The organism is Enterobacter cloacae complex sp. 397G4, from assembly GCF_050031515.1.
Taxonomy (GTDB): domain Bacteria; phylum Pseudomonadota; class Gammaproteobacteria; order Enterobacterales; family Enterobacteriaceae; genus Enterobacter; species Enterobacter hormaechei_C.
This window is the reverse complement of sequence record NZ_JBLGWE010000001.1, coordinates 455,353-468,168: the sequence shown is the minus strand read 5'-3', so window position 1 is coordinate 468,168 and position 12,816 is coordinate 455,353. Positions and strand designations below refer to the sequence as shown.

Genomic DNA, 12,816 nt, shown 5'->3' with positions numbered 1-12,816 from the left:
CTACGCTCAACCGGCTAAACGCGCCAGTAAGGAACAGCCTGATGAGGAAACCGCACTGATGCGCGCCTCACGCCCTTGTGCCTGGTAATCTAAGTGAATTTCGACATCCGGGTCAGGCAGCACACCCGCACCTTGTTGCGGCCACTCCACCAGGCAGATGGCGTCGTTGGCAAAGTAATCGCGGATCCCCATAAATTCCAGCTCCTCAGGATCCGCAAGACGATATAAATCAAAGTGGTACACCATGATATTTTCAAGCGTGTACGGTTCTACCAGCGTGTAGGTCGGGCTTTTTACGTTCCCGTTATGCCCTAACGCCTGCAAAAAGCCACGGCTGAAGGTTGTTTTACCCGCGCCTAAATCACCATACAGATAAATGACGGTCGCCCCCTGACAGGCCTGCGCCACGCGCTTGCCGAGATCTAAAGTGGCTTGTTCATCAGGTAAAGGAATCGCTCGATTAGTCATTTTCTACGTCAATCACATCCGGGTTAACAACACGCCGCAGCGTGCAAAAAAGATCGGTGGCCAGCATACCGCGCGTTCCGTAACAAGCAGCCAGCCTGTCAGCCGCCGCACCGTGGGCCACGCAGCCGGCACAGGCTGCATCATAAAGGGGAAGTTTCTGTCCGAGCAATGCGCCAATGATGCCAGAGAGCACATCGCCCATGCCGCCGCTCGCCATGCCTGCATTACCGGCATCAACGATGCCCATCGCACCATCGCTGGCGATAACGGTCCCCGCCCCTTTCAAAACGGCAACACCTCCGTAACGTTTTACCAGACGTTGGGCTGAAAGTAAGCGATCGCTTTCAATTTCTGCCACGCTACAGTTAAGCAGCCGTGCGGCTTCGCCGGGGTGCGGCGTCAGAATGCGATTGTGACGCTTATCCGGGTTTATTGCCAGAAGGTTAAGCGCGTCGGCATCCCAGAGCATCGGTTTACGAAAATTCTCGGCCTTTTGCAGGGCCTGTTTACCCCACTCCTGCTGACCCAGGCCCGGACCAATGACCACCACGTCCGCCCACTCAAGACCCTCTTCAATCGCCTGCGGGGTAAGCTCGTGGACCATCAGCTCCGGCCGCGCGGTAATAATGGGCGGGATGTTTTCGCTACGGGTCAGCACGCGTATTAATCCGGCGCCGCTGCGCAACGCGGCCTCTCCGGTCATACGAATCGCACCTGCCGTGCCGCGATCGCCGCCGATAATCAGCAGTCGGCCATGGTCGCCCTTATGGGACGTGGGACGGCGCGGCGGCAGCCACTGTGCAAGCAGGGAGGCATCAAAGCGGGTGATGTGGGTATCCTGTCCGGCCAGCCAGTTTTCCAGCCCCAGGGCGTTGTGGTGTAACGTGCCCACGACATCCCGCGCTTTACCGGTCAGTAAACCCGGCTTCAGGGCGATAAAGGTCACGGTGCGCGCCGCCTCAATCGACACGCCCGGCGTCACGCCGGTTTGCGCCATCAGGCCGGAGGGAATATCCAGCGCTACCACCGGGGCGGGGTGCGCATTAGCGCGCGTAATCAGCGCGGCGACGTCATCGCGAGGCGCGCGCATCAGTCCCGTCCCCAGCAGACCGTCAACAATCACGTCGACATCCTCGGGCCAGACGATATCAGGCGCATGAATAATGCCCCCCGCATTCAGCCAGGCCTCTCTCGCCATGCCCGCTTCTTCCGGTAACGGCTTGTCGCTCTCCAGCGCCAGCAGGGTGACGCGCAGCCCCGCCGCCACCGCAAGACGAGCCACCACATAACCATCGCCACCGTTATTGCCGTGTCCGCACAGGATCAGATAGTGCGAAGCATTCGGATAAGCCGTACGCGCCACGTTAAACGCCGCCTCGCCCGCGCGCTGCATCAGTTCGTAAAGGGTAATGCCGAGGCTATCTGCGGCCTCTTTCTCGGCCCGACGGAGGTCATCCGCATGCCAGATGGAATGTGGTATACTTGCGGGGTTTTTCTTCACAGTATGGTCCGTCATGTCACAGCCCCTCGATCTCAATGAATTAGCGCAAAAAATAAAACAGTGGGGTGCTGAACTGGGCTTCCAGAAGGTCGGTATTACTGACACCGACCTCTCTGCCAGCGAGCCTAAGCTCCAGGCATGGCTGGATAAACAATACCACGGCGAGATGGAGTGGATGGCGCGTCACGGTATGATGCGTGCCCGCCCCCACGAGCTGTTGCCGGGTACGCTGCGCGTTATTAGCGTACGCATGAACTATCTGCCTGCTAACGCGGCCTTTGCGCGCACGCTAAAAAATCCTTTGCTGGGTTATGTCAGCCGATACGCTCTGGGACGTGACTACCATAAACTTCTGCGCAACCGTCTAAAAAAGCTCGGGGAAACCATTCAGCAGCACTGTGTTTCGCTGAATTTTAGACCCTTTGTCGATTCTGCGCCTATTCTTGAGCGCCCTATCGCCGAAAAAGCCGGGCTCGGCTGGACAGGTAAGCACTCACTTATCTTAAGCCGCGACGCGGGCTCATTCTTTTTCCTGGGTGAACTGCTGATTGATTTACCCCTGCCGGTAGACGGTCCGGTGGAAGAAGGCTGTGGTCGCTGTGTGGCCTGTATGACCATCTGCCCAACGGGCGCTATTGTCGAACCGTATACCGTTGATGCGCGCCGCTGTATCTCTTATCTCACTATCGAGCTAGAAGGCACCATTCCAGAGGAATTTCGTCCGCTTATCGGCAACCGCATCTACGGCTGTGATGACTGTCAGCTGATTTGTCCGTGGAACCGTTATTCACAGTTGACGGACGAAGAAGACTTCAGTCCGCGCAAGGCGTTACATGCCCCGCAGTTGATCGAACTGTTCGCCTGGAGCGAAGCCTGGTTCCTGAAGGTGACGGAAGGTTCCGCCATACGTCGTATCGGCCACCTGCGCTGGCTGCGTAATGTGGCCGTTGCGCTGGGGAATGCCCCGTGGGATGAAGCAAATCTTCAGGCGCTCGAAAGCCGTAGAGGTGAGCACCCACTTCTTGATGAGCACATAGAATGGGCGATTGCGCAGCAAATTGAGAAGCGAAATGCGGGTGTGGTTGAAGTGCAGTTACCGAAGAAACAGCGCCTGGTCAGGGTGATTGAAAAAGGGCTGCCGCGGGATGTGTGATATATTCACAGGCTGTGAATAAAAATAAGAATTCAGGTGCCATCAGCTCTGGCAAACAGGTCAAGTGATCTCAATAACATTTTGAAATCAAATTTTCTTCATAAATTACAGGGAATTACGAAGATATCATTCACCCTGCTAACATTTCGTACAGACTGGTTTTAACACGGTTTCTGTGGATAACTCTGTTCACAAGAGTATTTCAGACATAATAGAAAACGTCCCCAACGAAGCACTTCGCTGTGGATAACCTGGAGATGAAGAAGAATTTGGAGCGGGAAACGAGACTCGAACTCGCGACCCCGACCTTGGCAAGGTCGTGCTCTACCAACTGAGCTATTCCCGCTTGGGTGTTCTGGTGCTATGCGTATCTTGCGATACTTTCAAATTTTGGAGCGGGAAACGAGACTCGAACTCGCGACCCCGACCTTGGCAAGGTCGTGCTCTACCAACTGAGCTATTCCCGCTTGGGTGTTCTGGTGCTGGCGTATCTTGCGATACTTTTCAAATTTTGGAGCGGGAAACGAGACTCGAACTCGCGACCCCGACCTTGGCAAGGTCGTGCTCTACCAACTGAGCTATTCCCGCAAATCTGTACTGCTTTTGTTGCTGTCGTAACGTGTAATTCTCTGTCGTTACGGGAGGCGCATTATACGAGAAATCCGTTTAGCTGCAACCCCCCTCAAAGCGATTTTTTTGAAATTCAGTTCAAGTGCTTATTTAATCGGCAAGCTGAACAATTTAGCGACAAAAACCCGGCCACGCAAGGCGCCGGATCGCAAAATCAGAGCTTAATAAAGTTTTCGCGATAGTACGCCAGCTCCGCAACAGACTCCCGGATGTCGTCCATCGCCTGGTGCGTCCCCTGCTTTGTGAAGCCGTCGAGAATTTCCGGTTTCCAGCGGCGGGCCAGCTCTTTCAGGGTGCTCACATCCAGATAGCGGTAGTGGAAGTAGGACTCCAGCTCCGGCATGTACTTAAACAGGAAACGACGATCCTGACCAATGCTGTTGCCACAGATAGGCGATTTTCCTGCCGGCACCCACTGCTTCAGAAATTCAAGCGTCGCCAGCTCCGCTTCGCGGTCGCCCAGGGAGCTGGCCTTCACGCGTTCTACCAGCCCGCTGCCGGTATGAGTACGCACGTTCCACTCATCCATCAGCGCAAGCTGGTCATCGGACTGGTGAACGGCAATCGTTGGGCCTTCCGCCAGAATATTGAGATTGGCATCGGTGACCAGTGTGGCGATCTCAATAATGCGATCGCGCTCGGGATCCAAGCCGGTCATCTCCAGATCGATCCAAATCAGGTTGTTTTCGTCCGCGCTCATGTTATTTTCCACCCTTCTCGCATAACCGGCAGTAGCAGGTTAACTAGTATTAATTAGAGTGTATCATAGAGGTTTTGCCCGCTACGGGCGACCAGGAGCCAGCGCGATTGAGTAAAAATAAACTCTCCAAAGGGCAGCAGCGCCGCGTGAATGCAAATCACCAGCGCCGTCTTAAAACCACTACGGAGAAGCCCGATTACGACGACAACCTGTTTGGCGAAGCGACAGAAGGCGTTGTGATTAGCCGCTTCGGCATGCACGCCGATGTCGAATCCGCCGACGGGGATATCCACCGTTGCAATATCCGTCGCACCATCCGTTCCCTGGTGACCGGTGACCGCGTGGTCTGGCGTCCAGGCAAAGAGGCGGCGGAAGGGGTAACGGTTAAAGGTATCGTTGAAGCCGTGCATGAACGCACGTCGGTTCTGACCCGTCCGGATTTCTACGACGGCGTGAAGCCTATTGCCGCCAACATCAACCAGATAGTGATCGTTTCAGCGATTTTGCCTGAGCTTTCGCTCAATATTATTGACCGTTATCTGGTGGCCTGCGAAACGCTACAGGTTGAGCCGCTCATCGTGCTGAATAAAATCGATCTGCTGGATGACGAGGCCATGGCCTTTGTAAATGAGCAGATGGATATTTACCGCAACATTGGCTATCGCGTGTTGATGGTTTCCAGCCGCACCAAAGATGGCCTGAAGCCGTTAGAAGATGCGCTGACCGACCGCATCAGCATCTTTGCGGGGCAGTCCGGCGTAGGTAAATCGAGCCTGCTTAACAACCTGCTCGGCCTTCAGCAGGAGATCCTGACCAACGATGTGTCTGACGTCTCGGGCCTGGGCCAGCACACCACCACTGCCTCACGTCTCTATCACTTCCCGCACGGTGGCGATGTGATTGACTCCCCGGGCGTGCGTGAATTTGGTCTCTGGCACCTCGAGCCGGAACAAATCTTTAACGGATTTGTCGAATTCCATGACTATTTAGGCGCTTGCAAATACCGCGACTGTAAACATGACAACGATCCGGGCTGCGCTATCCGCGAAGCGGTAGAGAACGGAGAAATTGCGGAAACCCGTTTCGAAAATTACCACCGTATTCTCGAAAGCATGGACCAGGTAAAAACGCGTAAAAACTTTTCTGATTCTGATAACTGACAACTAAGCTAAGCGTCGCTAAAATCGTCCCCTTTTTTCAGGTTCCGGCAGCGTAATGCCGGATCAGGAACGACAAAACAATGGCCTGGAGGCTACCTTGTTAAACTCATTTAAACTTTCGCTTCAATACATTCTGCCGAAACTGTGGCTCACTCGCCTGGCGGGCTGGGGCGCGAGCAAACGAGCGGGCTGGCTGACCAAACTGGTCATCGACCTGTTCGTGAAATACTACAAGGTCGACATGAAAGAAGCGCAGAAGCCGGATACGGCAAGCTACCGCACCTTCAACGAATTTTTTGTGCGTCCGCTGCGCGACGAAGTGCGCCCGCTGAATACCGACCCGAACGTGCTGGTGATGCCAGCGGACGGCGTGATCAGCCAGCTGGGTAAAATTGAAGACGACAAAATTTTGCAGGCGAAAGGCCATAACTACAGCCTGGAAGCGCTGCTGGCCGGTAACTACATAATGGCCGATCTGTTCCGCAACGGGACTTTCGCGACCACCTATCTCTCCCCGCGCGACTACCACCGCGTGCATATGCCGTGTAATGGTATTCTGCGCGAGATGATCTACGTGCCGGGGGATCTGTTCTCTGTAAACCACCTGACGGCGCAAAACGTTCCTAACCTGTTTGCCCGTAACGAGCGCGTCATCTGCCTGTTTGATACTGAGTTTGGCCCAATGGCGCAGATTCTGGTGGGTGCTACCATTGTAGGCAGCATCGAAACCGTCTGGGCGGGCACCATTACGCCGCCGCGCGAAGGCGTGATCAAGCGCTGGACCTGGCCTGCCGGCGAAGAAGAAGGTTCTGTGGCCCTGCTGAAAGGTCAGGAAATGGGTCGCTTCAAGCTGGGCTCAACGGTCATCAACCTGTTCGCACCGGGCAAAGTTAACCTGGTCGACGAGCTGGAAAGCCTGTCCGTGACCAAACTCGGCCAGCCTCTGGCAGTATCGACGGAGGTCTTTGTGACGCCAGAGGTTGCGCCTGCCCCGTTGCCGGAAGAAGAGATCAAAGCCGAGCACGACGCCAGCCCGCTGGTTGACGACAAAAAAGACGAAGGCTAACAACAGAAGGATCGCTGACGTGCGCCCGATTATCGTATTACTGATGGCCTGGTGCCTCAGCATGGGGGCGTACGCAGCGACGGCCCCCGACGCCAAACAGATAACCCAGGAGCTGGAGCAGGCAAAAGCGGCGAAACCCGCTCAGCCGGAGACCGTTGAGTCACTCCAGTCTGCACTGAACGCGCTTGAGGAACGAAAGGGTTCCCTTGAGCGCGCGCAGCAGTACCAGCAGGTTATCGACAACTTCCCCAAACTCTCTCAGACCCTGCGCTCGCAGCTAAACAACCTGCGCGATGAACCACGCCAGGTCCCCGCGGGGATGACGTCCGAGGCGCTGAATCAGGAGATCCTGCAAGTCAGCAGCCAACTGCTGGAAAAAAGCCGTCTGGCGCAGCAGGAGCAGGAACGGGCGCGTGAAATTGCCGATTCCCTCAGCCAGCTTCCACAGCAGCAAACCGATGCCCGCCGTCAGTTAAATGAGGTGGAACGTCGCATCGGGACGCAGACAGGCAGCACACCGCAGAATCAGGCGCAAAATCTTGGGTTACAGGCGGAATCCGCCAGACTAAAAGCGCTGGTTGATGAACTGGAGCTGGCGCAGCTTTCCGCTAACAACCGCCAGGAACTGTCGCGGATGCGTTCCGAGCTGGCGCAGAAGCAGAGCCAGCAGCTGGATGCATATCTCCAGGCGCTGAGAAATCAACTCAACAGCCAGCGTCAGCGTGAAGCTGAACGTGCGCTGGAAAGCACCGAGTTACTGGCCGAAAACAGTGCTAACCTGCCCGACAGCATCGTCGCCCAGTTTAAGGTTAACCGCGAGCTTTCTGCCGCGCTGAATCAGCAGGCGCAGCGCATGGATTTGGTGGCCTCGCAGCAGCGTCAGGCCACCAATCAAATCCTCCAGGTTCGTCAGGCGCTCAACACGCTGCGTGAACAGTCCCAGTGGCTTGGCTCGTCTAACCTGTTGGGCGAAGCGTTACGCGCGCAGGTGGCTCGTCTGCCAGAGATGCCAAAACCGCAGCAGCTTGATACGGAGATGGCGCAGTTGCGCGTTCAGCGTCTTCATTATGAGGATCTCCTCAACAAGCAGCCGCAAATCCGCCAGATCCGTCAGGCTGACGGACAGCCGCTCACCGGCGAGCAAAGTCGTATTCTGGAAGCGCAGCTGCGCACCCAACGCGAACTGCTCAATTCCCTGTTGCAGGGAGGCGATACGCTGATCCTTGAGCTGACTAAGCTGAAAGTCTCGAATAGCCAGCTGGAGGATGCGCTGAAAGAGGTCAACGAAGCCACGCACCGTTACCTTTTCTGGACGTCCGACGTGCGGCCGATGACCTTCGCCTGGCCGATTGAGATTGTGCAGGATCTGCGCCGCCTCATTTCGCTGGACACCTTCAGCCAGCTGGGCCTCGCCAGCGTAATGATGATAACCAGCAAGGAGACCATCTTCCCGCTGCTGGGGGCGCTGATTCTGGTGGGCTTCAGTATTTATTCCCGTCGTCACTTCACCCGTTTCCTTGAGCGCTCCAGCGCCCGAGTGGGAAAAGTAACCCAGGATCACTTCTGGCTGACGTTGCGTACTGTGTTCTGGTCAATTCTGGTCGCGTCTCCGCTGCCGGTGCTGTGGATGACGCTCGGATACGGCCTGCGTGAAGCCTGGCCCTACCCGCTTGCCGTCGCGATTGGCGATGGCGTGACCGCCACCGTTCCGCTGCTGTGGGTGGTGATGATTTGCGCCACGTTTGCGCGGCCAAATGGTCTGTTCATCGCTCACTTTGGCTGGCCGCGTAATCGCGTTGCGCGGGCGATGCGTTACTACCTGATGAGTATCGGGCTGATTGTGCCGCTGATTATGGCGTTGATCATGTTCGATAATCTCAATGACCGTGAGTTCTCCGGCTCGCTGGGACGGTTGTGCTTTATGCTGATCTGCGGGGCGTTAGCGGTAGTGACGCTCAGCCTGAAACGCGCCGGGATCCCGCTCTATCTCGACAAGACCGGCAGCGGCGATAACATGTTTAACCGTCTGCTGTGGAACCTGCTGCTCAGCGCGCCGCTGGCGGCGATGCTGGCGGCAGCGGTCGGTTATCTCGCCACGGCGCAGGCGCTGCTCGCCCGACTGGAAACGTCGGTGGCTATCTGGTTCCTGCTGCTGGTGGTCTACCATGTTATTCGCCGCGGCATGCTGATTCAGCGTCGTCGTCTGGCGTTTGACCGTGCCAAACACCGTCGCGCAGAAATTCTGGCCCAGCGCGCGCGGGGTGAGGAAGAGCCGAACCACGTCAACAGCACCGAAGGGACCACAGACGCCGATGACGTCGAACTGGATCTGGATGCGATCAGTACCCAGTCCCTGCGGCTGGTACGCTCAATTCTGATGCTGGTTGCCCTGCTGTCGGTGATCTTCCTGTGGTCGGAAATCCACTCCGCGTTTGGCTTCCTGGAGAACATCTCTTTATGGGATGTGACGTCCACGGTGCAGGGGGTCGAAAGTCTGGAGCCCATCACCTTAGGGGCCGTGCTGATTGCGATTCTGGTGCTGATCATCACCACGCAGCTGATCCGTAACTTCCCTGCCCTGCTGGAGCTGGCGCTGTTGCAGCATCTGGATTTAACCCCCGGCACGGGCTATGCGATCACCACCATCACCAAGTATTTAATCATGCTGTTTGGTGGGCTGGTTGGCTTCTCGATGATTGGTATCGAATGGTCAAAACTGCAATGGCTCGTTGCCGCCCTGACCGTAGGCCTGGGTTTTGGTTTACAGGAGATTTTTGCCAACTTCGTTTCTGGTCTGATCATTCTGTTTGAAAAGCCGATTCGAATTGGCGATACGGTGACCATCCGCGATCTCACCGGCAGCGTCACCAGGATCAACACCCGCGCCACCACCATCAGCGACTGGGACCGTAAAGAGATCATCGTCCCGAACAAGGCGTTTATCACCGAGCAGTTTATCAACTGGTCGCTGTCCGACTCCGTCACGCGTGTGGTGCTGACCGTACCCGCTCCGTCGGATGCCAACAGCGAAGAGGTAACGCAGATCCTCTATACGGCTGCTGAACGCTGTTCGCTGGTAATCGACAACCCGCCGCCGGAAGTGTTCCTGGTTGATTTGCAGCAGGGGATCCAGATTTTCGAGCTGCGTATCTACGCCGCCGAGATGGGACACCGTATGCCGCTGCGCCATGAGATCCACCAGTTGATTCTGGCTGGCTTCCGCGAGCACGGTATTGATATGCCGTTCCCACCGTTCCAGATGCGTCTGGAAACGCTGGACGGACGTAAGACGGGAAGAACGTTGACGTCAGCGGCGCGTACGCGCCCGGCGGGAAGTTTGTAATCCTTTCCCCCTCCCCGTCGGGAGGGGGTCAATCCTTTACGCCACTTCTGCTACACAGGCCGTCGAGCGACGACGGTAATGCTCATAAATCCCCATTGCCAGCAGCGAGAAGAAGATCGGTCCGCCAACCATCCACAGCGTGCTGTTCCAGTCATTTGCCTCAACCACGGGCTGAATGACGGTAAAGATGTTGGCGAACGCGACGACCAGCACCACAACAGTGGTCGCCAGCAGCGTCGCCGCGCGGGTTTTGAAGATCACAAACGGCCGCTCCAGATCCCGCTTCGCCTTAAAGAACGGGAACGCCAGGGTCAGGAACAGATACGGAAGCGTCATCGATACGTTCGCCATCAGGGTCAGCTTGTTATAGAACGCCGACGCGGTATCACCGCCGAAGGACACCAGCAGAATGAACACGCACACCAGCAGGCACTGCATCCACATCGCGTTGGCAGGCATACCGGCAGCGTTCAGCTGCGTCATACGTGCGGGCCACAGCGCCTTTGGCGTCCCCTGAATAATCGCTTTCAGCGGCGAGTAGATCAGCGTGAAGAATGCGCCAGTATAGGCGAGGAACATCGACAAGCCAGTAATCCGCGCAAACCAGATCCCCAGGGTGGCCGACGTTTCCGGCGCGAGATCCATGGCGTTGCCCAGCGTCACCCCCAGGCTTTTCATCAGCACGTAGGTAATGTTGCCGAGGTTGGTGGTGTTATTACTTAACATCTGCTGCCAGTTGGTGCTGACGCCCCAGAGGAAAATCGCCAGTGAGTAGCCAATGGAAATGACGATGGCGGCAAAGATAATACCTTTGGCGAAGTTCTTTTCCGGATTTTCGGTTTTGTCGACCAGCCCGCCCACGGCTTCAATTCCACCGTAAGCAAAGATGGCAAACACCACAAAGGAGAGCATGGCCAGCCCGGACTGGTAACCCGGATTAGGCGATGAAACGAAGTTGACTTCCTGTGCGAAATGCCCGCCGTTCAGGCACAGAATGGCGATGCTGACCAGCAGCAGCACCAGGTTCAGGCACATCACGGAAATACCGCCAACGGCAGTGATACGGGCAATTTTGTTGATGCCTTTCGAGGCCACCAGGGTGACCACCACCATCCAGCACACTGCCAGAATACCGACCACCTGCGTGGAGCTCAGCCCCGCCAGAGACCAGACCTGCGTTTTATCCGCACCGAAGAGAAACGTTGAGAACGGCACCCAAACCTTGGCCGCCGTGCTGACCATCCAGACGACGTAGGATGAAAACCACATGAACGTACCGATAAATGCGTAACGCGGACCGACGCTGTTGTTCATCCACGAATAGATGCCGCCCTCTTCTTTCCGGTACGCCGAGCCCATCTCCGCCATCATCAGCGCAAACGGGATAAAGAAGAACAGAGCGGAAACGATATAAAACGGCGTCGCGCTGTAGCCCATCAGATAAAACGCGGACGGGCTATTGGCAAAGCCAAAGACTGACGTAAAAATCATCAGAATGAGCCCGGTAAGGGTCATTTTTTTGAGTGAGTGAGACATATAACCATCCGAAACGGAATTAAACTGCGCGGATGGTAGCAGATGACCAGACAAACAATGTGGCTATCCGAGTCAAATTAAGAAAAAGACCCGTATAGAGAGAAATGAGCAGTTTTTAATGTGGCAGAGTTAAATGATCGAGTAGGCCGGGTAAGCGCAGCGCCACCCGGCATTTTTTCAGGCGCGATCGACCGTAAAGGCAATCACATCGCCCAGGTGCTCGGCACCCAGCGCCAGCATGACCAGGCGATCCACACCCAGCGCCACGCCGGAGCAGTCCGGCAGACCGGCTTTAAGCGCTTCCAGCAGATGAGTATCAATCGGCTGCTGCGGCAGACCGCGCGCGTTGCGCTTGCGGTTATCCTGCTCGAAACGCTGCTGCTGTTCGCGCGCGTCGGTCAGCTCGTGGAAACCGTTCGCCAGCTCGATGCCTTTGAAATACACCTCAAAACGCTCCGCCACGCGGTGATCTTCGGTGCTGATCTGCGCCAGTGAGGCCTGGCTGGCCGGGAAGTGATAGACAAACGTCGGACGATCTTTGCCAATCTGCGGTTCAACACCAAAGGTGAACAGCAGTTGCAGCAGCGTGTCGCGATCCTCTTCGTTATCCGCCACGTTGCTCAGATCCAGTTTTGCCGCCACTTCACGCAGCTGTGTTTTATCAGCCGACAGTGGATCGATTTCCAGATGGCGCTGGAAGGCCTGCTGATAGGAGAGCGTTTCAGCTTCCGCGCAATCCAGCACCTGTTGCAGCAGATCGTCAACTTCGTTCATCAGACGATACATGTCGTAGTGCGGGCGGTACCACTCCAGCATGGTGAATTCCGGATTATGGTGTCGGCCCATCTCTTCATTACGGAAGCTACGGCACAGCTGATAGACCGGACCACACCCGGCCGCCAGCAGACGCTTCATATGGTATTCCGGGCTGGTCATCAGATACAGATTCATGCCCTGAGAGTGGCCTGGGCCAACAAAACGGGTTTCAAACGGGACCAGATGAATATCCGTGACCGTCGCCTGACTCATGCACGGCGTTTCCACCTCCAGGACGCCGCGGTCGGCAAAGAAACGGCGGATCTCCGCCATAATTGCTGCGCGCTTTAGCAGGTTTGGAATGGATGCGCTCGGCTGCCAGGTGGCCGTTTCGCTCATGAGTTATTTCTCCGTTTTCAGACAAGGGCACGAAGTCTACTCGTAAGCCGGGGCAGAGACAAATTTTGCACAGTAAAAGTCCTTTTTCATTGCACAGAGAAATA

Annotated in this window: 9 protein-coding genes and 3 tRNA genes; 4 read left to right on the top strand and 8 right to left on the bottom strand. The window is 56.1% G+C overall.

The genetic code is table 11. From position 1 onward, the window contains the following. Positions 1 to 6: 6 nt before the first annotated feature. Positions 7 to 468 carry a tRNA (adenosine(37)-N6)-threonylcarbamoyltransferase complex ATPase subunit type 1 TsaE gene (gene tsaE, locus ACQG1Y_RS02250; protein ID WP_003855970.1) on the bottom strand — a complete coding sequence of 154 codons (462 nt, stop codon included), beginning with the start codon at positions 466 to 468 and terminating at the stop codon, positions 7 to 9. After that, positions 461 to 1,984: a bifunctional ADP-dependent NAD(P)H-hydrate dehydratase/NAD(P)H-hydrate epimerase gene (nnr, locus tag ACQG1Y_RS02245; RefSeq protein ID WP_196359035.1), complete on the bottom strand. Its 1,524-nt coding sequence runs from the start codon at positions 1,982 to 1,984 to the stop codon at positions 461 to 463. Before nnr ends, tsaE begins: the two co-directional genes overlap by 8 nt. Between nnr and queG the strand changes: the two genes are divergently transcribed. Beyond that, positions 1,983 to 3,122: a tRNA epoxyqueuosine(34) reductase QueG gene (gene queG, locus ACQG1Y_RS02240; protein ID WP_368740779.1), complete on the top strand. Its 1,140-nt coding sequence runs from the start codon at positions 1,983 to 1,985 to the stop codon at positions 3,120 to 3,122. The two genes, nnr and queG, sit on opposite strands and share 2 nt — an antisense overlap. A gap of 270 nt (positions 3,123 to 3,392) precedes the next feature. On the opposite strand, the gene ACQG1Y_RS02235 is transcribed toward queG, so the two are convergent. The 4 genes from ACQG1Y_RS02235 to orn form a co-directional block, all read right to left on the bottom strand. Further along, positions 3,393 to 3,468, bottom strand: a tRNA-Gly gene (locus ACQG1Y_RS02235). Between the two features lie 45 nt (positions 3,469 to 3,513). Continuing rightward, positions 3,514 to 3,589: transfer RNA gene (locus ACQG1Y_RS02230), tRNA-Gly, on the bottom strand. A 45-nt stretch (positions 3,590 to 3,634) separates the two neighbouring features. Continuing rightward, positions 3,635 to 3,710 (bottom strand) — tRNA-Gly (locus ACQG1Y_RS02225). Positions 3,711 to 3,906: 196 nt separating this feature from the next. Next, the gene (gene orn / locus ACQG1Y_RS02220; protein WP_015572462.1) at positions 3,907 to 4,452 is read right to left on the bottom strand and encodes an oligoribonuclease; all 546 of its coding nucleotides are present in this window, start codon (positions 4,450 to 4,452) and stop codon (positions 3,907 to 3,909) included. A 107-nt stretch (positions 4,453 to 4,559) separates the two neighbouring features. On the opposite strand from orn, the gene rsgA reads away from it, so the two are divergent. From rsgA to mscM, 3 genes are all read left to right on the top strand, one after another. Continuing rightward, positions 4,560 to 5,612, top strand: coding sequence for a small ribosomal subunit biogenesis GTPase RsgA (gene rsgA, locus ACQG1Y_RS02215; RefSeq protein ID WP_003855964.1), 1,053 nt, complete (start codon positions 4,560 to 4,562; stop codon positions 5,610 to 5,612). A gap of 97 nt (positions 5,613 to 5,709) precedes the next feature. Then, complete coding sequence (gene asd, locus ACQG1Y_RS02210; protein WP_026080660.1) at positions 5,710 to 6,678, top strand: archaetidylserine decarboxylase; 969 nt, start codon at positions 5,710 to 5,712, stop codon at positions 6,676 to 6,678. Between the two features lie 19 nt (positions 6,679 to 6,697). Next, a complete protein-coding gene (gene mscM / locus ACQG1Y_RS02205) occupies positions 6,698 to 10,021 on the top strand; it encodes a miniconductance mechanosensitive channel MscM (RefSeq protein ID WP_045344776.1) in 3,324 nt (1,107 codons plus the stop codon). Positions 10,022 to 10,057: 36 nt separating this feature from the next. Here the strand turns inward: mscM and yjeM are convergent, their stop codons facing one another. Both yjeM and epmA read right to left on the bottom strand, forming a co-directional pair. Then, positions 10,058 to 11,557 (bottom strand): glutamate/gamma-aminobutyrate family transporter YjeM, encoded by a 1,500-nt coding sequence (gene yjeM, locus ACQG1Y_RS02200; RefSeq protein WP_015572460.1) that lies wholly within the window; start codon positions 11,555 to 11,557, stop codon positions 10,058 to 10,060. Between the two features lie 177 nt (positions 11,558 to 11,734). Beyond that, the gene (epmA, locus tag ACQG1Y_RS02195) at positions 11,735 to 12,712 is read right to left on the bottom strand and encodes an elongation factor P--(R)-beta-lysine ligase (RefSeq protein WP_015572459.1); all 978 of its coding nucleotides are present in this window, start codon (positions 12,710 to 12,712) and stop codon (positions 11,735 to 11,737) included. Between the last annotated feature and the right edge of the window lie 104 nt (positions 12,713 to 12,816).